The organism is Terrisphaera buseokensis, assembly GCF_047521145.2.
In the GTDB taxonomy this organism is placed as follows: domain Bacteria; phylum Verrucomicrobiota; class Verrucomicrobiia; order Opitutales; family Opitutaceae; genus ER46.
The window spans coordinates 121,454-139,141 of the sequence record NZ_CM134186.1; the positions used below are offsets into that span (position 1 = coordinate 121,454).

A 17,688-nucleotide genomic window follows, 5' to 3' on the forward strand; every position below is an offset into this window, starting at 1 on the left:
ATGGGCCGCAGCCGACCGGCCCGCTGGCAGGCGTCAACGGGTGAACGCGGGCTCCCGCGCCTCGGCTTGTGAGTGCGAGGCGTTGTCACCGTTTCGTCACCGTTTTGCCACGGTCCGGACGGTGTCGGGTGCTTTTGCGCCGAGATTGTGACAGAATCGCCATCTGTTCGTAACATAAGGATGAGACCGTGTCGGCGTGATCTCAGTCCGTCCCTCCATTCTACGCCAGCAGCCGACGCTCGTGCGGTCTCTCGCGCTTCTCGTGATCGTCGCATTCTCGGCGCTGCCGGCCGTGGGCCAGGATAGCGGAGCGCTGATCGACGCCCTGATCCGCAAGGGCATTCTCACCAATCAGGAAGCCGAGGACATTCGCGCCGACCTTGTACGCGAGAACAACACGATCCCCGCGCACGCCGTGGGTGGCGGCAAGGCCACGGACCGGCTGAGCGTCGGGATGCGCATGCAGATCCAGTATGCAAATATCGGAACGGAGATTAAGGGCAATGCGACCAAACCGGTGCCGACCGACCAGGCGTTCCTGCGGCGCATGTACCTGACGCTGAAGGCGGGCGTCGGCGGCAACTGGGGTGCCGTGTTCACCTATGACTTTGCCTCAGGGTACTACGACGACGCCATCGTCGAGTGGAAGCCGACGCCGGATCTCGCGTTCAACTTCGGACTGCGCAAGGTGAATGTCGGCTACGAGGAACGCGCGAGCAGTGGCAACCTCAAGTCGATCGAACGTTCCGGCGTCACCCGCTACTTTGTCGAGGGCAACAACGGGCGCCGGCTGGGTGCCGCCAGTTATCGCATCGGGGCGTTTCTGGACGGCAAGAAGGAGCTCACGAGTACGCTCAATCTGGTCTACAGCGCCGCCCTCACCGATCCCGAGCGCAGTGACAACTTTGCCGACGCCTCGGCTTCGGGGGATGCGAGCACCAACCACATCGCGCTCTGGGGCACCGCCGGACTCGCCGGCAAACTCGCCAACAACGGCACATGGATCGCCGGCGCGGGCGTCGGGCACATGCCGGATCGGGGTGGCTTCGGCACGACGAACTTCGGCCGCGGCTTCGACCTGACGCTCTACTCGGTCTTCTTCGACCTGCAGATGGCTCGCTTCGGTCTGATGGCGGAATATCTCGCCGCCGACGTCGACCGCGGCGTTTCCGCGACGCGCGACGCCAAGCCTGCGGGCTACTTCATCCAGCCGAGTCTCCTGCTCACCGACACCATCGAGGCGGTGGTACGTTACCAGTATCTCGATACCGACGGTCGTGGCGTCCAGCTTCCGGATACGTTCCGCTCGGCCCCGTCCGGGGGCACGATGAACACGTACAGTGAATGGTACGCCGGCTTCAATCTCTACCTCCGCGGCAACGACCTGAAATTCCAGCTCGGCGCCCACGCCGGAAAAACCAAGGACACCGTCACCGGTGCTCCGGCCGAAGCCAAGGCCGTCGGTGTCCGTTCCCAAATGCAGGTTCAATTCTAACGGGAGCGCAGGCGACCCGACCATATCTTCAAACCGTGCGGGCCAGAGGCCTGCGCTCCCGGGAAAACTCCCACCCTACGATTCATGAAAACCGCTCTTCTTCTCCTCGCCGCCATCGCCACGGCAAACGCCGTTTCCGCCCAGAAGCTGGTCATCAAGGGATCCGACACGCTCGGCGCCAAACTCGTCCCGACGCTCGCTGAGGAATACAAGGCCAAGCACCCCGGCGTCTCCTTCGAGATCGCCGCCGAAGGTTCCACGACGGGCATCGCCGCCATCATTGATGGCACCGCGCAGATCGGCATGAGTTCGCGGCGCGCGAAGCCGACCGAGATGTCGGCCGCCACGGCGAAGGGCGTCACGCTCAAGCCCATCATCGTCGCCTACGATGGCATGGCCGTGGTCGTGAACGCCAACAATCCGATCGCAAAGCTGACGCTGCGCCAGGTGGAGCAGATCTTCACCGGCGATGTGACCGACTGGTCTGCGGTGGGCGGGAAGCCCGGCAAGATATCGATCTACACCCGCAACACGTCGTCCGGCACGTACTCGGACTGGAAGGAACTCGCGATGAAGCGCCGCGATTACGCGTCGTCGTCGCAGAAGATGGCGGGCAACGAGCAAATCGCCGCCGAGGTCGCAAAGAACCCGAACGGCATCGGCTATGTGGGCCTCGCCTACATGGGTGCCGAGGGCATCAAGGTGGTTGCAGTCGACGGCGTCATGCCGTCCAAGGAAACGGTGCTTTCCAAGAAATACGCCTACGCGCGTCCGACGTTCTACTATACGAACGGCGAAGCGACCGGCGAGGCGGCCCGGTTCATTGCGTTTACGACCGGTGAGGCGGGGCAGCAGATTGCCGCGAAGATTGGCTTCGTGCCGCTGAAGTAAGGTGAGACGCGCACCAATCGAGATTCGCGCCGCATGACGCCTCCGGCTCCCACCGCCCCTCCGACCACGCCGCCCGCCGGCTTCGTCATTCAGAAGAAGACGGTGCGGCTGCTGGGGTTGACCGTGGACGACTGCATCAAGGTGTTCTTCGGCGGTAACGCCGTGATCTCGGTCGTGGTGCTGGCGTTGATCACGTACTTCCTGATCCGGGAGGGCTCCGGGTTCTTCGGGCAGAATCAGCGCAATCTCGAAGTCTACCGGCGTGCCGGGCTCGAATACGTCGATCTCATGCGGGCGTTGTCCGATGACCACACGGCGCTCACTCGCTACCTCGCCGATGTCCGCCTCCGCGCCCTCACGCATCATCTCGAGCAGGAAAAACTCTCGTTGGAGGCGGCGAATGCCGCGCTGGCGCCGCTCGACGAGTTCACGGGCAAGTTCACCGATGCCGTCGATCCGGTGCGCGGGCTGGTCTCCGACCTCACGGAGGTCGCGAGTGCAATCAAGACGAAGTTCATTGTCAGCGAGGACAAGAAGGAGGAGCGCCGGCAACTGCTCGCCGAGGGCAAGGTGGCCGAGGCGGACAAGGTGGTGATCGTGCCGGTGGATTTTGTCAGCGAGCTCAAGCCGCTGACGGGCACGCTGCCGGCGTACAAGGAGGCCAGCCGGGCCCTGGCGCAGCAGCTTACATCGGTCCTCGCGACGTCGCCACCGCTGCCGACGCCGGAACTGCAGCAGCGGCTGCAAACGTTCTCCGCGCTGACGCGTGATTATCTCGCCACGTTTCCCGAGGTGGAGCGGCGGCTCGAGCAGTGGGACTTTCGCGAGCCCGTGCCGGCATGGCGGGCGTTCAGTGCGTTTCTTTTCGGACGGCAGTGGCTGACGGCCAGCTTCTGGCAGGATTGGTACGGGGTCGTGCCGCTGCTCGTGGGTTCGCTGATGGTGTCGGTGGTCGCATTGTTGCTGGCGGTGCCGCTGGGCGTCGGTGCGGCGATCTACGTCAACCAGGTCGCCACGGAGCGGGAGCAAAAGTTGATCAAGCCGGCGATCGAATTCATTTCAGCGATACCTTCCGTCGTGCTCGGTTTCTTCGGCATTGCGGTGCTCGGGCAGGCGCTGCGGCTCCTGTCCCAACAGGAGTGGCTCTCCTGGGTCCCGGGCTTTCCGTACAGCGAGCGGCTGAACATCCTCACGGCGGGCTGCCTGCTCGCGCTGATCGCGGTGCCGACGATTTTCACGCTGGCCGAGGACGCGCTGAACAACGTGCCGCGCGGCTTGAAGGAGGCATCGTACGCGCTCGGGGCGTCGCGCCTGCAGACGACCTTGAGGATCATCGTCCCCGCATCGCTTTCCGGCATCATCTCCGCGGCGCTCCTCGGGCTTGGTCGCGTGATTGGTGAAACGATGGTCGTGCTGCTCTGTGCGGGCAACCGGATCGCGATTCCGGACTTCACGCAGGGGCTCGCCGTGGTGACGCAGCCGGTGCACACGATGACTGGCATCATCGCCCAGGAAATGGGCGAGGTGGTGCGGGGCAGCATTCACTACCGGGCGCTGTTCCTCGTGGGCCTCGTGCTGTTCGTGCTGTCCCTGATCATCAACTACGTCGCGCAGAAGATTGTGCGCCGTTACCGGATTTCCATCGGATGAACCGCGCGCCGCATATTTTCAGCACTCCGGCCGGAGCGGGTCGACGCCGCGAAGCCGCGATCTTCTGGCTGTTCCGCGCCTCGGCGTACCTGATCCTCGCCTGCGGCGCGGCGGTGTTTCTCAACATCATCACGAAGGGCGCGGGCACGGTCTTCAAGACGGAGGCGCCCTTCATCAACACCGCGTTTCTCACCGAGGCGCCCGAGTCGCTGTATGTATTCGAATGGCAGGGACAGAAGCGGGAGATGGGCGACCGGGAGTTCCGCGCCTTCAAGGAAAAGAACCCCGAGGCGGCGAAGGTGAAGACGGAGAGCTACGTCTATTCGGCGGGCGGGATTTTCCCGTGCATCGTCGGCACCGTGCTGCTGGTCGTGGGTTCGATGACGATCGCGCTGGCGCTGGGCGTGTGCGCCGCGATCTATCTGAACGAGTACGCGCGCGACGGGACGTTCATCCGCTTCGTACGGCTGGCGATCCTCAACCTCGCGGGCGTGCCCTCGATTGTCTTCGGCCTGTTCGGCTTCGGCATGTTCGTGATTTTCTTCGGCTGGAACGTCTCGCTGCTCGCCGGCTGGTTCACGCTCGCGTTCATGGTCCTGCCGGTGGTGATCACGGCGAGCGAGGAATCGCTCAAGGCCGTGCCGAAGGGCTTTCGCGAGGGCTCGCTCGCGCTCGGTGCCACCAAGTGGCAGACGATCCGCAAGAACGTCCTGCCGTATGCGCTGCCGGGTATCCTGACCTCGTCCATTCTCGGCATCGCGCGCGTTGCCGGCGAGACCGCGCCGATCATGTTCACCGCCGCCTACGTGGTGCGCGACAAGCTGCCGTGGGAGGTGGAACGCGTCGGCGATTTCTTCCTGCAGGGCGTGATGGCGCTGCCGTATCACATCTATGTCGTGAGCTCCAAGATTCCGCAGAACGAGTACACGGAGCGCGTCCAGTACGGCACGGCCTTCGTGTTCCTCGCCATCGTCGCCCTCATCGCCACCGCGTCGATTCTCCTCCGCAATCATCTTCGCAATCGCTACAAATGGTAGCCTCCGCCGTCATGGAACATCCCGCTTCCGCTTCCGCTCCCGCCTCGAAGGCTCCGGTGCCCGCCGATGGACGTGCGGTCACCACCTCGACGCTGATTGACATCGAAAATCTCGATTTCTTCTACGGGCAGACCCAGGCGCTGAATGGCATCAATCTCAAGATTGAGAATCACAAGGTCACCGCGTTCATCGGGCCCTCGGGCTGCGGCAAGTCCACGCTGCTCCGCTGCATCAACCGGATGAACGACCTCATCGAGGGCACGCGCGTCGCGCGGGGCTCCATCCGGATTCACGGCGTCGACATTTACCAGCGCGACGTCGACGTGATCGAGCTGCGCAAACGCGTCGGCATGGTGTTTCAGAAGTCCAACCCGTTTCCGAAATCGATCTACGAGAACATCACCTACGGCCTGCGGCTGCAGGGAAAGAGCAACCGGGCGCAGCTGGACGAGATCGTCGAGCGCGCGCTGCGCGGCGCCGCACTCTGGGACGAAGTGAAGGACCGGCTGCACAGCAGCGGCCTGGGACTTTCCGGCGGCCAACAGCAACGCTTGTGCATCGCCCGCGCCATCGCCGTCGAACCCGAGGTCATCCTGATGGACGAGCCGTGCTCGGCGCTCGATCCGGTCGCGACCGCCAAGATCGAGGAGCTCATTCAGGATCTGCGCACGCGTTACTCGATCGTGATCGTCACGCACAACATGCAGCAGGCCGCGCGCTGCTCCGATCGCACTGCGTTCTTCTATCTCGGCCGCCTCATCGAATACGCCGACACGCGCGACATCTTCACCAACCCGGCCAACGCCCAGACCGAGGCCTACGTCTCCGGCCGCTTCGGCTGAGATGCGCCGGCAGTGCGGAGTTGAAGGTTGAACGGTGAAAGTTGAAAGACCTGAACCAATGCCAGCCGACAATTCCCCTGAGTCCCCGCCGCCAAACCGTGCTCTGACTTTCAACTTTCACCGTTCAACTTTCAACTTCCTGCCACATGACCCACTACGCTGAAGAACTCGCGAAGCTGAAGGAAAGCCTGCTGGCCATGGCGAGCCATGCGGAATCCGCCGTCACCCGCGCGATGCGCGCGCTGGTGGATCGTGACGATGCGCTCGCGCGCAAAGTCGAGGAGGACGACAACGTCCTCGACCAGTTCGAGATCGAAATCGACGACACCGCGATCCATCTCCTGGCCAAGGCGCCCCTCGCCACCGAGCTGCGGCTGATCACCGTGGCGATGAAGATCTCGCAGAACCTCGAGCGCGTCGGCGACGAGGCGGTGACCATTTCGCGGCGTGCCATCGAACTGAATACGGAGCCGCAGCTGAAGCCCTACGTCGACCTGCCGCGGATGGCGACGATGTCGCTGGAGATGCTCCGCGAAGCGCTGACCGCTTTCGTCAATCGCGAGCCGGAACGTGCCCGGGCCGTCATTCCACGCGACCACGACGTCGACGATCTCAACCGCCAGCTCCACCGGGAACTCTCCAGTTACATGGTCGAGCGGCCGACCACCATCACCCGATGCCTGCGTCTCATGGTGATTTCCAAGGCCATCGAGCGGATCGCGGATCACGCCACCAATATCGCCGAGGAGGTCGTGTATCTTTACGAGGCGAAGGACATCCGGCACTCCGACCAAAAACGAAATGAAGCCTAAGATTCTCGTCGTCGACGACGAGCCCGATGCCTTGGAAATTCTCGGCTTCAAGCTGAAGGAGGCCGGCTACGCGCCCATCTTCGCCAAGGACGGTGCGCGCGCGATCGCCGCCGCCCGCGACGAACGCCCCGCGTTGATCGTGCTCGATCTCATGCTGCCGGAGGTGGACGGACTCGAAGTCTGCAAAATTCTCCGTCGCGATCCGTCCACCGCGACGATTCCGATCCTGATGCTCACGGCGCGCGCGGCGGAAATGGATCGCGTCCTCGGACTCGAGCTCGGGGCCGACGACTACGTGACGAAGCCGTTCAGTCCGCGCGAGCTGGTGCTGCGGATCAAGAAGCTGCTCGCCCGCGCCAAGACGAGCGACGAGCCCGCGGCGCACATCCGCTTCGGCGAACTCGAGATCGATGTCCCCCGGCACAGCGTCACGCTGAACGGCGCCGCGGTCGCGCTGACCGCAACCGAATTCAATCTGCTCGAGCTCCTGGCCCGCCGCCGCGGCCGGGTGCAGACGCGCGAACGCCTGCTGCAGGACGTGTGGGGCTACGACAAGGCGATCGACAGCCGCACCGTGGACACCCACATGCGCCGGCTGCGCGAGAAGATCGGCGACGCCGCGCGCTATCTGGAAACAATCCGGGGCGTCGGTTATCGCTTCAAGGCCGACGAATGATTCCGCTGGGAGCGCAGGTGTCCCCCGTGCACCTTCCCGAGTGCAGGCGGGACGCCTGCGCTCCCGGTAATCCATGATCGCATTGGAAATTTTCCTGCTCCTGCTCCTCACCGCCGCCTCGGCGGCGGTGTGGTGGTTTCGCGACCGGCTGCGGCGTGAACACGCTGCGCACGCTGGGGAAATCGCGGCACAGCGGGCGCAACGCGAAGCCGAACTTGCGGCCCAGGCTGAGCGGACCGCGGCGTTGTTCGATCGCATGGTCGAGGGAATCCTGGTGGTGGGCGCGGACGGCCGGATCCGCCTCGCGAATCGCGCCGCCGTCGCGTTCTTCAACGTCTCGCCGCCTGCAGCCGGCCGGACCGTGCTCGAGGCGACGCGTCATCACGAGGTCGCCGCGCTGGTCAACCGGCTCGAACACGAAGCGGAGGTGTTGAACCACGAACTGCGGCTCGATGGCGTGGCCGAAACCCGTTATCTGCAGGTGAACGCGCTCGCACTGCGCACCGCCGCGGGCGAGCGCGACGGCGCCATCATTGTCTTTCACGACCTGACCCGGCTGCGTCACCTCGAGGCCGTGCGACAGGAATTTGTCGCAAACGTGAGCCATGAATTGCGGACACCCCTTTCGCTGATCAAGAGCGCGACCGAGACGCTGATTGACGGCGGCAAATCCGATCCAGTGGTGACGGCCCGTTTCCTCGACATCATCGAAAAACACGCGAACCGGCTGACGCTGCTCATCGATGACCTGCTGTTGTTGGCCCGGCTGGATTCCGGCCGCATCGAAATGAAACTGCAGGCGGTGCCGTTGCAGGACGCCGCCCAGGATGCCCTCGACGATGCGGCGTTGATGGCCGCTTCGCGTCACGTGAAGCTCGATAACCAGGTGCCGATCGAACTCGCGGCGCAGGCAGATCCGACTCGTTTGCGGCAGGTGCTGGCCAATCTGATCGACAACGCGATCAAGTATGGCCGCGAGGGCGGCCGCGTGGTCGTCGGCGGCCGGGCGCTCGGGGCTCAACACGTCGAACTGACGGTACGGGACGACGGTCCGGGCATCCCGCCGGAGGCGAAGGCGCGGATCTTCGAGCGGTTCTTCCGCGCGGACAAAGCCCGTTCGCGCGAGCAGGGTGGCACCGGCCTCGGCCTCGCCATCGTGAAGAACGTTGTGCAAGCCCACGGCGGCGACATCCGCGTGGAAAGCGGCCCGGCCACCGGCACCGAGTTCTTCATCACGCTCCCGGCGGCGGCGAACGTTTAGCCAGCGGCGTTCGGATTCAGCTCCGCCGTCCGCCAGAGCTCGCGTCCAATTCCTGAATACATCCGTGCGGTCACGCGGGAACCGTCCACGGTGACGACGGCGTAACCGGGCAAATCGGCGTATTCGAAGCGGCTGACGAACGCCTGCTCGGCGGTGTAGACTGCTCGGCGCTCGTCGGCGTTGGCGGGCGAGAACGCGGGTTCGACCGTGATTTGATCCGGCGTGTAACGATCGGGGCTGAGCAGCTCGGTCTTCGGTTTCACCTCGGGCGCACTGATGATGCTGCTCAGGGCAAACTGACTGAAACGTCCGCGGCCCGCAGCGCGCACCAGACGGTTGTAGCGATGAATGTGGCCGCCGAGCACGATCGCCTGCTGATCGCCGAGCAGGGCGAGGAAGCGCTCGCGCCGCGCCTTTTCCCGGGCCGATGAAAATACATGCCACGTCGAACGCGCGCCGTACGGCACGACCGGCGGGTGCACGACGACGAAGAGGTTTTCCGCGGTGCGTCGGGCCGCCACCGCTTCAAACCAGTCGAGACTCACGCCGGCCTCGTAGGCGTCGAAGAAAACAAACTGCGCGTTGCCGGAGGTCACCGTGTACCGGGCGCTCGTGACCGCGTCCGTGCCCGGGGACACGGCCCGCGCCTGATCGTTGAGAAACGGATGAAAGACCTCGCCGAACGCGGTCACCGCACCGGGGCCGGTGATGTCGTGATTGCCTTTCGTGAAGAGGAACGGCGCGCCGAGGCGGGCGTCGCGCACAAACGCGAGAGCTTCGCGATTCTGTTGGACGGAAAGCGCCTCGCTGCCGCAAAGACCTTCGACCAGGTCGCCCACCTGCAGAACGAACGCGACGCGGGTCGGCGCCGACCGATTGAGATCGGCGATGGTGTCGCGGACGGTTGCTAGCAACCGCGGCGTCAGATCGCGCGTGATGCGGCTGTAATTTTCAATCTGGCTGATGTCGTTGGACTTTTCCCGCCGCACCCAGGCCAGATCGTGGTGCTCGAGCTTGTCGTAGTGCAGGTCGCCGAGCAGCAGGAACGAGAAGGCGGTGGCGGCGGGCGGGTTCGCTCCGCGCGCCGGGAGTGACGCCAGTGAAAGCGACGTCGCTGCCAGGGTGGCCGACTGGAGAAATTCGCGACGGGTGGATGTGGGGTGCAGGGCCATGGCGGACAGCAGTGGAAATGAACCCCACCGACATCGATGTCGATGCAGGCCCGGCTCGCGTTACGCGGTCTCGACGAACGGACGCGTTTCCGGGTGCAGCTGGGCGGCGGACTCCAGGTCGAGGTAGATGGTCGTCGCGCCGTGTTCGCGCAGAATGGACGACGGGGCGTCGGGTGAAATCGCACCTTCGACGCAGCGCTGGACGGCCGCGGCTTTGCGCGCGTCGGGGACCGGCACGATGATGGTGCGCGCTTTCAGCAGCTGCCGCACCGACATTGATATCGCCTGACGCGGCACGTCGTCGAGTGTGGCGAACCAGCCTTCGCCGACCTGCTGACGGCGGCACGCTGCATCGAGATCGACGATCAGGTAGGGGTCCTCGGTGACGAAGTCCGCGGGCGGATCGTTGAAGGCGAGGTGGCCGTTTTCGCCGATGCCCGCAAACGCCACGTCGACCGTCTCCGCACGGAGCAGTTCGCCGAGCTCGCGGCACGTGCGCCGGGGATCCGTTTCGCCGTCGATGAGGTGATAGTGCTTCAAGCCGGTTGGGACGATCAGGCGCTCGCGGAGATAACGCCGGAAACTTGCGGGGTGGCTCGCGCTGAGACCGACGTATTCGTCGAGGTGAAACATCTCCACCTTGTCCCACGGAATGCCGGGCAGCCGGGTGAGCGCCGCGAGAAACTCGAATTGCGATCCGCCCGTCGCGGCGGTCAGCCGGCAGCGGCCACGTTGCGCGACCGCGGCGTGAATGGCGGCGGCGGCGTCGCGCGCCGCGGCGGCACCGAGGATCGATTTGTTGGTGAAGAGGCGGAGTTTCATGAAAAGGGACCGACGCGGGGCGGAGCGCGGAACGTCACGGGCGGGTGGGTTGCTCGTACATGATCTTTCCGCCCACGACGGTCACGGCGGAACGAAGATCCTTCAGGCTCTCTGCCGGCACCCCCATGAAGTCGCCGGTGAGGATCGCGAGATCGCCGAGCTTGCCGACCTCAATCGAGCCCTTGCGGGTTTCGTCGAAACTCATCCAGGCCGCTTCGATGGTCGCCATGCGCAGGGCATCCTCGCGCGACACGCGTTCATCCGGACCGAAGATCTGTCCGCCCTCGGTCCGGCGCAGCACGGCAATCTGCATGGCGAGAAACGGATTGAACGGGTTCAGTGAGGTGTTCGGATCGAAGCCCTGCATGTGGTCGGCGTTGATCGCCACTTTGACGCCCGCCTGGCGCCACGTCTTCAAGCCGATGAAGTGGGTGAGGCGCGGCTCACCGAGGACGGCGGCCAGCGTGTCTCCATCTTTGTAATACCAAGTGGGCTGCGTATCCAACACGGCGCCGAGCCGCGCCGCCCGTTGCGCGGTGGCGGGGTCGGACCAGTAGGCGTGGATGAGATTGTAACGGCGCGGCGCGATGGGGCTGTCCGCATTCGCCGCTTCGACCGCATCAAGTACCGCATCGACGCCGGCGTCGCCGGTAACGTGCGACGACATTTGCCAGCCGAGACGGTGGCCGGTGCGGATGATGTTCTTCAGCTTGTCCGGACTCACGCGCAGATCGCCGCGGTACGCCGGATCTGTGATGCCGTAGATGGCGAAGGCCTTTTCCCCATAGGGCTCGCGCATGTACGCAGTGCCGTAGAGCGCGCCGCCGTCGACGCTGAACTTGATCGGGCCGTAGCGCACCCAGTCGTCGCCGTCGCCGGTCTTGAACGGCATCGCGCGGATCGCCTTCTCGGTTGCCTCCACGCTGCCGTCGGTGGTGAGGCCGACGGTCACGGTGACGCGCACCGGCAGGCGGCCCTTTTCCCGGAGTTGGGTGAACGTCTTGAAATTCTCGGCGCGCGGGGAGCGTTCGGTGATGCTCGTGATGCCGAGTTCGTTGTACCGGCGGAGCAACCGTTCGAGCGACTCGAGGTATTTTTCCTCGGTCACGCCGCGGCCGGAGAGAAACTTGGTCAGCAGGGCGCCGCAGTTTTCCGTCATGCCGGTGGGCTCGCCGTCGGGCCCGAGGATGATTTTGCCTCCGGTGGGGGCGACGCGGTCCCGGGTGATCCCGGCCGCCTGCAGCGCAGCGCGATTCAAGATCTGCACCTGCCGGTTGGCGTATTGCCAGGTGAATACGGCCGGATTGTTGGGGGCGGCGGCGGTGAGTTCGGCGGAATTCGGGATGCGGCGCTCGCGGATGCGCGTGGCATCGACGCGGGGGAGTTGAATCCAGCTTTGCGGTGCCGAGTCGCGCACCTGCTTTCGCACCCAGTCCTGAATTTCCGCGATCGAGTGCAGCTGCACGAACGGCTGCAACGCCTCGCCGCGGGCCGCTCCGGTGGCGTGCACGTGAGACTCGATCAGGCCGGGAATGACGGTTCGGCCCTGCGCGTCGATCACATGCGTGCTGCCGCCGATGTGGGATCGCACATCGGCATCCGAGCCTACGGCCACGAATACGCCGTCCTTGATCGCAACCGCGCTCGCTGTACGGAAGGCGTCGTCGACCGTCAGCACCCGGCCGTTGCGCACGACGAGATCGGCGGGCGGCTCCGCAGCGATGGCGCTCAACGCGGTGACGGCGAGCAGCCCAATCCATGGCAGCCAGGCGAAGCGGGTCGGGAATGGGAAAGTCATGGTGGTTTTCGTGCGGGCGGGAATGACGGCGTCCGCGTCATTCCCTTGCTTGAACCCGGAGATATTTGAATTCCACCTTCATTTTCAGCTGCTCGGAAGAGAAACGCCCCCACGCTGCCGCGACCGAGCTTCAGGGCGGCGATGCGTTTGGAGGCTGCGAGAGAAAACGCGTTTATGGCGCCGGCGTGGGTGCTTCCCAGATCGCGACGCCCATGTGGTAGCGATCGTGATTCTCCACCGCCTGAGAGTAGTAGGCAGTCACGATCTTGCCGTCCGCGCGCTGCACGGTGCTCGGGTAGCCGCAATCCATGGCCGTGCTGCGCATGATGCGGATGGGTGCGCTCCAGGTGGCACCCTCGTCGCGGCTCAGTTTCGCGAGCACGCCGCTCTGGCCTTCGAGCCGTTTCCCGTAGCTCAGCAGGATGCGGCCGTCCTTCAGGCGCAGGAGGTGCGCGTTGAGCTCGCGCGTTTCGGTGATCGGAGTGCCACCCTGCCAGGTAATGCCGTCGTCGTCCGAACGGAACAGCTCCATCCGGTAGAGCGGATTGGTCCGCGCGGCGGCGAGCCAGCGTTTCCCGCCCGCGTGGAAGATCGATGTTTCGTTGTGGTTGGCGCCAATGAGCGCCCCGCGCTGCCACGTGCGGCCGTCGTCGTTGCTCGTGAAGTGCCACACGTGGCGCGCGGCGGGATCCTTGATGCCGCGCGCGTAACAGGTCGTATGGAGCCGTCTGTCGTCGCCCGCGAGAATGGGGCCGAACGGGACGAAGTGTGTCCAGCCCGGCTCGGGCTCGGGAAACGACTTGATCAGCGTCCACGTCTTGCCGCCATCCGCCGAGCGCGAGACCCACACGGGAATGATCTTGCCGTTCGATTGCCCGGGCTTCCGTTCCCAGCCGGAGCAGATGACGACGAGGTCGCCATTCCCGGCGAGACCGGCCGCGACGTTCATGCGCACGGTGTCCGGATCGTTCGGTGCCGGACTGCCGCTTTTCTTCCAGAAGACGCCGTCGGTGCTGATCTGGCAGTCGATGTCGCCCGGCATGCGACTGTGGCTGGGCTGATTGTGGATGATCGCGGCGATGGAGCCGTCGCGCAGCAGCGTGAGGTTCGGCCACGCGCAGACGTTGTCGACGACGACGTAGCGCGCGATGGCGGGTGGGGCGGACTCTGCAGCGGCCTGTCCCGCCACTTGCAAGGGAAGCGCAGCCCAGGCGGCGACGGCGCCCCAGGTGAGCCACGGTGGGAACAGCACAGGAGTTAACGGTTTCATGACAGTGAGTTCGGCCTGCGGGGAGTGCTCCGGCCTCACCCGAAAGTGGGCGGGTCGCACGGGGACGAAAGCGAGTCGGGTCGTTTCATGTCAACTGAGAACTGTTGACAGTTGGCTCCGCGGCGATGGAGTTTTGCGCCTAGTCCCATGGCACTGCACGCAATTCGTTCCGTTTCGATCCGGCATTCGGTCGCCGACGCCGTCCGTTCGGCGCTGCGCGAGGGACATTTAAAGCCGGGTGAAAACATCAGCGAGGTGGCGCTCGCCCACCAGTTCGAGGTCAGCCGCGGGCCGATTCGCGAAGCCTTGCTGGTGTTGGTGGAGGAAGGCCTGCTCACGCATTCGCCGAATCGCGGCTTCTCGGTCATCGACCTCAGCGCCGAGGACAAGGAACACATCGCCGAGCTGCGGCTCATGCTCGAGTCACGGGCACTCGAACGCGGTCGCGAGCGCGTGACGCCCGCGGACTTGAAGCGACTGGGCGAGATGAAGGAAGAGCTCGTGAGCCTCTTCAAAGACAGCGAACGGCCCGCGCGCGACGCGATGGAGATCGCGTTTCACGGCTACGTGTGGGAACTGAGCGGCAACCCCTGGCTGGTGAACGCGCTCAAGCGGACGATGATGCCGCTGTTTCTCTTTGGCCGCTATCTCGGCATCAGCCGGGCCAGCATGGATGTCGCGCTCGCCGATCAGCAGCACCAGCTTTACATCGATTACCTGGCAGGAAAAACCAACCGCACCGCCGAGCAATGCGTGCGCTTTCACCTGGGTTTGCCGCTATGAATTCCACGACGCGCTGGCTTCTGGTGTTCGCCGCGTTCGCGATTCGCATGGGCGCGGTCGACGCGCCACCGGCGAAGTCGTCCGCCCCGCCGGCCGGCGTGCAGGAAATCACGGTGGTGAACAGCATCGACGGCGTGGCCGAGCCCGTGTGGTTCATCCCGGCGCCCTCCGCCCAGCCGGCACCACTGCTGGTGCATCTCCACAGCTGGTCGGCGCGACTCGGCGAGGCATCGCTGGCGAACGAGTGCCTGAAACGCGGCTGGGCGTTTCTCTCACCGAATTTCCGCGGGCCCAACCGCCGGCCCGAGGCATGCGGCTCGCGGCTGGCGATCCAGGACGTCCTTGACGCGATCGCCTTCGCACGGCGTGCGACCGCCGTGGATACGCGGCGCATCTACCTGATCGGCGGTTCCGGCGGCGGGCACATGGCCCTGATGATGGCGCAGGCGGCGCCGGACTTGTGGGCCGGCGTGTCGGCGTTCGTGCCCATCACCGATCTCGCCGCGTGGCATGCGTTCTCGCAGCAGCAGGGCTCGGCCTATTTCAAGATGCTCGAGCAATCCTGCGGCGGTCCTCCGGGCACGCCTGCGACCGACGCCGAATACCGCGCACGGTCACCGCTCTTCACCCTCGCGCGGGCGGCGGGCGTGCCGATCGACATCCAGGTTGGCATTCGCGACGGCCATCAGGGTTCCGTGCCGGTCATGAATTCCCTGCGCGCTTTCAACGCGCTCGCCGCAGCGAACGATCAGGGCGGGCAGGCGCTGAGCGCGGCGGCGATGGAAACCATCGCGCGGGATGCGCGCATTCCGGACGGGCTCGTCACGGAATCGCTGGAGGAAACGGGCCGCAAACGCGCCGTCCTTTTCCGGCGGACCGCGGGTCCGGTGCGCCTGACGATTTTCGATGGCGCGCACGAGTCGGACTTTCCGCCCGCCGTTCGCTGGCTGGCGCAACGCGAGAAACCCCTCCGATGAGCCTTCCTCTCCTGTTGGCTGCCTTCGCGTTCACCGGCGGCCTGAGCGACTCTCAAGTCTTGCAACGGGAAGCCGGCGGGACGGCGACGCCCGTCGTGACCGGCACGGCCGATGGTCCCGCCCGGTTGCAGTGGCGCACGGGCGACGCAGCGTGGCAGGACGTGGCGGCCGTGGCCGCGGGCGGTTGGAAGGCGAAACTCCCGCCGCTGCCGACCGGCGGCCCGCATGGCGTCCAACTGCGGTTGCACGACGCTGCGGGTGCCACGCTGGCGGAGAAGACGGCGCGAGACGTCTACGTCGGTGATTTATGGATACTCGCGGGCCAGTCGAACATGGTCGGCCGGGCGCGCATCGAGGAACCGTATGCCCGCGATTCGCGCGTGCGCATGCTGGCGTTGGACGGGGTGTGGCAGCTCGCGACGCATCCGTTGCACGAACAGGTCACGGCCCCGGGCGTCACGCGGCCGGGCCACGGTCCGGGCCTGGAATTCGGCCGCGCGCTGTCGCGGGCGCTCGACGTGCCGATCGGTTTGATCATCTGCGCGAAGGGCGGGACCTCGATGGCGCAATGGTCGCCGGAGCTGGCGAGCCAGGGCCGCGCTTCGCTTTACGGGAATCTGCTGGAGCAGTTTCGCCTCGCGGGCGGCCGGGTCAGCGGCGTCCTCTGGTATCAGGGTGAAAATGACACCGGCCCGGAGCCGTCGGCCGTCTACGCCACGACTTTCCGCGCCTTCGTCGCCCGGCTCCGCGCCGACCTGAAGCACCCGTCCCTGCCGTTCTGTTACGCGCAGCTGGCGCGATTTGCGAACGAGCCGACGGCGTTCTATTCCGAATGGAACGTCGTGCGCGAGGCGCAGCGCCTCGCGGAAGCCGAACTCGCGCCCGCGCGGCTCGTCGCGACGGTCGACTTGGAGAACGGCGACTACATTCACCTGAGTCGCGAGAGCCAGGACCGGCTCGGCCGGCGCTTCGCTTGGGCTGCGCAAGGCCGCGGCGGGCCACGCTTCGTCGAGGCGCGGTGGACGTCGCCGACTGAATTGCGCGTGCAGTTGAGCGGGGTGAACGGCGGCTTGAAGACGGACGGACGCCTGCTCGGGTTTGAGGCGTTGGACGCCGACGGCCGCGCGAAGCGGCTGTTCTTCCGCACGACGTTTGACCCTGCGACGAGCGAGATTGTGCTGTCAGCCAACCGTGACAGTGCGACGCGCACCGTGCCCGAGGAGATCGATCTGTGGTACGGCCGCGGTCATGATCCGGTCTGCACGGTCGTGGACAGCTTGGATCTCGCGTTGCCGGCATTTGGGCCGGTCCGCCTTCCGCCGCGGCCGCCCGCACCACCGCGGGCCCGCTGATTTTTGGGCTCGATTCCGCGCCGCCGCGCTCCGCTCCTTTTCCATGCTTCACTCCCGAATCCGAAAGAAACTCGCCCTCGGCGAAACTGTCCTCTGCGCGAAGGCTTCGTTCCCGGACCCGGACATCGTGGAGCTGATGGGCACGTTCGGCTTTGACGGCGTGTGGATCTGCCTCGAGCACCGGCGCGTCGATCCAGCGGTGGTGAACCACATGATTCGCGCCAGCCGGCTGGGCGGCATGGATGCCATCATCCGGATCAAGCCGTCGAATCACTCCGACCTGCTCTGGCTCCTCGAGGCCGGCGCGCGCGGCGTGATGCTGCCCAAGGTCGTCTCGATCGACGAGGTGCGCGAGGTCGTCGCGATGATGAAGTTTCCACCGGCGGGCCGGCGCGGCTACGACGGCATCCAGGCCGAGTCGCATTTCGGCCGCATGCCGCCGGCCGAGTACCTGAAGCAGGCCAACGACGAGAATTTCCTGCTGGTGCAAATCGAGGAACCGGACGTGGTGCCGGATATCGACGCCATCGCGGCGCTGCCCGGCGTGGACGTGCTCTTCGTTGGTCCCGGCGATCTCACCCTGACGATGGGAAAGCTCGGACAGGTCAACGATCCCGACGTGCTCGCGATTCTCCAGCAGGTCGTGGACTCGTGCAAAAAACACGGCAAGGTGGCGGGCATTCCCTGCGCCGTGGATCAGGTGCCGAAGTATCACGCGATGGGCTTCCGGTTTTTCAACGTGATCAGCGATTATCGTGGCCTGGTCCAAAGTTTGACCAAGGTGCAGGCGGATTTGGGCGCCGCGGGTTTTCCGCTGCAGAACCGGCTCGGCTGACGCTAGGATTCACCC

At 65.4% G+C, this 17,688-nt stretch carries 16 protein-coding genes; 12 read left to right on the plus strand and 4 right to left on the minus strand.

The window, feature by feature from the left end:
- The first annotated feature begins 196 nt into the window (after positions 1 to 196).
- The 8 genes from ACLJEU_RS00465 (at position 197) to ACLJEU_RS00500 (ending at position 8,664) form a co-directional block, all read left to right on the plus strand.
- Positions 197 to 1,495 carry a porin gene (locus ACLJEU_RS00465; RefSeq protein WP_414662540.1) on the plus strand — a complete coding sequence of 433 codons (1,299 nt, stop codon included), beginning with the start codon at positions 197 to 199 and terminating at the stop codon, positions 1,493 to 1,495.
- Between the two features lie 84 nt (positions 1,496 to 1,579).
- A complete protein-coding gene (locus ACLJEU_RS00470; RefSeq protein WP_414662541.1) occupies positions 1,580 to 2,386 on the plus strand; it encodes a phosphate ABC transporter substrate-binding protein in 807 nt (268 codons plus the stop codon).
- 33 nt (positions 2,387 to 2,419) lie between these two features.
- Complete coding sequence (gene pstC, locus ACLJEU_RS00475; RefSeq protein ID WP_414662542.1) at positions 2,420 to 4,036, plus strand: phosphate ABC transporter permease subunit PstC; 1,617 nt, start codon at positions 2,420 to 2,422, stop codon at positions 4,034 to 4,036.
- The gene (pstA, locus tag ACLJEU_RS00480) at positions 4,033 to 5,073 is read left to right on the plus strand and encodes a phosphate ABC transporter permease PstA (protein WP_414662543.1); all 1,041 of its coding nucleotides are present in this window, start codon (positions 4,033 to 4,035) and stop codon (positions 5,071 to 5,073) included. Before pstC ends, pstA begins: the two co-directional genes overlap by 4 nt.
- A gap of 11 nt (positions 5,074 to 5,084) precedes the next feature.
- Positions 5,085 to 5,915 (plus strand): phosphate ABC transporter ATP-binding protein PstB, encoded by an 831-nt coding sequence (gene pstB / locus ACLJEU_RS00485; protein ID WP_414662544.1) that lies wholly within the window; start codon positions 5,085 to 5,087, stop codon positions 5,913 to 5,915.
- A 146-nt stretch (positions 5,916 to 6,061) separates the two neighbouring features.
- Positions 6,062 to 6,727 carry a phosphate signaling complex protein PhoU gene (gene phoU / locus ACLJEU_RS00490; RefSeq protein ID WP_414662545.1) on the plus strand — a complete coding sequence of 222 codons (666 nt, stop codon included), beginning with the start codon at positions 6,062 to 6,064 and terminating at the stop codon, positions 6,725 to 6,727.
- A complete protein-coding gene (locus tag ACLJEU_RS00495; RefSeq protein WP_414662546.1) occupies positions 6,717 to 7,403 on the plus strand; it encodes a winged helix-turn-helix domain-containing protein in 687 nt (228 codons plus the stop codon). Before phoU ends, ACLJEU_RS00495 begins: the two co-directional genes overlap by 11 nt.
- 73 nt (positions 7,404 to 7,476) lie before the next feature.
- Complete coding sequence (locus ACLJEU_RS00500; protein ID WP_414662547.1) at positions 7,477 to 8,664, plus strand: sensor histidine kinase; 1,188 nt, start codon at positions 7,477 to 7,479, stop codon at positions 8,662 to 8,664.
- Here the strand turns inward: ACLJEU_RS00500 and ACLJEU_RS00505 are convergent.
- From ACLJEU_RS00505 to ACLJEU_RS00520, 4 genes are all read right to left on the minus strand, one after another.
- Positions 8,661 to 9,836, minus strand: coding sequence for a metallophosphoesterase family protein (locus ACLJEU_RS00505; protein WP_414662548.1), 1,176 nt, complete (start codon positions 9,834 to 9,836; stop codon positions 8,661 to 8,663). The genes ACLJEU_RS00500 and ACLJEU_RS00505 overlap by 4 nt on opposite strands.
- A 60-nt stretch (positions 9,837 to 9,896) precedes the next feature.
- Positions 9,897 to 10,658, minus strand: a complete 762-nt coding sequence (locus ACLJEU_RS00510; protein ID WP_414662549.1) for a glucosamine-6-phosphate deaminase — start codon at positions 10,656 to 10,658, stop codon at positions 9,897 to 9,899.
- 34 nt (positions 10,659 to 10,692) lie between these two features.
- Entirely contained in the window at positions 10,693 to 12,456 is a 1,764-nt protein-coding gene (locus tag ACLJEU_RS00515) for an amidohydrolase (RefSeq protein WP_414662550.1), read from the minus strand.
- Between the two features lie 172 nt (positions 12,457 to 12,628).
- Positions 12,629 to 13,726, minus strand: a complete 1,098-nt coding sequence (locus tag ACLJEU_RS00520; RefSeq protein WP_414662551.1) for a sialidase family protein — start codon at positions 13,724 to 13,726, stop codon at positions 12,629 to 12,631.
- A 147-nt stretch (positions 13,727 to 13,873) separates the two neighbouring features.
- Between ACLJEU_RS00520 and ACLJEU_RS00525 the strand changes: the two genes are divergently transcribed.
- The 4 genes from ACLJEU_RS00525 to ACLJEU_RS00540 are packed head-to-tail and all read left to right on the plus strand — an operon-like array spanning position 13,874 to position 17,673.
- On the plus strand, positions 13,874 to 14,509 hold the full coding sequence (locus ACLJEU_RS00525; RefSeq protein WP_414662552.1) for a GntR family transcriptional regulator: 636 nt from the start codon (positions 13,874 to 13,876) through the stop codon (positions 14,507 to 14,509).
- The gene (locus tag ACLJEU_RS00530) at positions 14,506 to 15,486 is read left to right on the plus strand and encodes an alpha/beta hydrolase family protein (protein WP_414662553.1); all 981 of its coding nucleotides are present in this window, start codon (positions 14,506 to 14,508) and stop codon (positions 15,484 to 15,486) included. Before ACLJEU_RS00525 ends, ACLJEU_RS00530 begins: the two co-directional genes overlap by 4 nt.
- Positions 15,483 to 16,838, plus strand: a complete 1,356-nt coding sequence (locus tag ACLJEU_RS00535) for a sialate O-acetylesterase (protein ID WP_414662554.1) — start codon at positions 15,483 to 15,485, stop codon at positions 16,836 to 16,838. The genes ACLJEU_RS00530 and ACLJEU_RS00535 overlap by 4 nt, the downstream gene beginning before the upstream one ends.
- 43 nt (positions 16,839 to 16,881) lie before the next feature.
- Positions 16,882 to 17,673, plus strand: coding sequence for an HpcH/HpaI aldolase family protein (locus ACLJEU_RS00540; protein WP_414662555.1), 792 nt, complete (start codon positions 16,882 to 16,884; stop codon positions 17,671 to 17,673).
- Positions 17,674 to 17,688 lie beyond the last annotated feature (15 nt).

Coding starts and splice junctions, on each gene's coding strand:
- ACLJEU_RS00470 (WP_414662541.1), top strand. CDS start 1,580: ATGAAAACCGCTCTTCTTCTCCTCGCCGCCATCGCCACGGCAAACGCC.
- pstC (WP_414662542.1), top strand. CDS start 2,420: ATGACGCCTCCGGCTCCCACCGCCCCTCCGACCACGCCGCCCGCCGGC.
- pstA (WP_414662543.1), top strand. CDS start 4,033: ATGAACCGCGCGCCGCATATTTTCAGCACTCCGGCCGGAGCGGGTCGA.
- pstB (WP_414662544.1), top strand. CDS start 5,085: ATGGAACATCCCGCTTCCGCTTCCGCTCCCGCCTCGAAGGCTCCGGTG.
- phoU (WP_414662545.1), top strand. CDS start 6,062: ATGACCCACTACGCTGAAGAACTCGCGAAGCTGAAGGAAAGCCTGCTG.
- ACLJEU_RS00495 (WP_414662546.1), top strand. CDS start 6,717: ATGAAGCCTAAGATTCTCGTCGTCGACGACGAGCCCGATGCCTTGGAA.
- ACLJEU_RS00500 (WP_414662547.1), top strand. CDS start 7,477: ATGATCGCATTGGAAATTTTCCTGCTCCTGCTCCTCACCGCCGCCTCG.
- ACLJEU_RS00505 (WP_414662548.1), bottom strand. CDS start 9,836: ATGGCCCTGCACCCCACATCCACCCGTCGCGAATTTCTCCAGTCGGCC.
- ACLJEU_RS00510 (WP_414662549.1), bottom strand. CDS start 10,658: ATGAAACTCCGCCTCTTCACCAACAAATCGATCCTCGGTGCCGCCGCG.
- ACLJEU_RS00515 (WP_414662550.1), bottom strand. CDS start 12,456: ATGACTTTCCCATTCCCGACCCGCTTCGCCTGGCTGCCATGGATTGGG.
- ACLJEU_RS00520 (WP_414662551.1), bottom strand. CDS start 13,726: ATGAAACCGTTAACTCCTGTGCTGTTCCCACCGTGGCTCACCTGGGGC.
- ACLJEU_RS00525 (WP_414662552.1), top strand. CDS start 13,874: ATGGCACTGCACGCAATTCGTTCCGTTTCGATCCGGCATTCGGTCGCC.
- ACLJEU_RS00530 (WP_414662553.1), top strand. CDS start 14,506: ATGAATTCCACGACGCGCTGGCTTCTGGTGTTCGCCGCGTTCGCGATT.
- ACLJEU_RS00535 (WP_414662554.1), top strand. CDS start 15,483: ATGAGCCTTCCTCTCCTGTTGGCTGCCTTCGCGTTCACCGGCGGCCTG.
- ACLJEU_RS00540 (WP_414662555.1), top strand. CDS start 16,882: ATGCTTCACTCCCGAATCCGAAAGAAACTCGCCCTCGGCGAAACTGTC.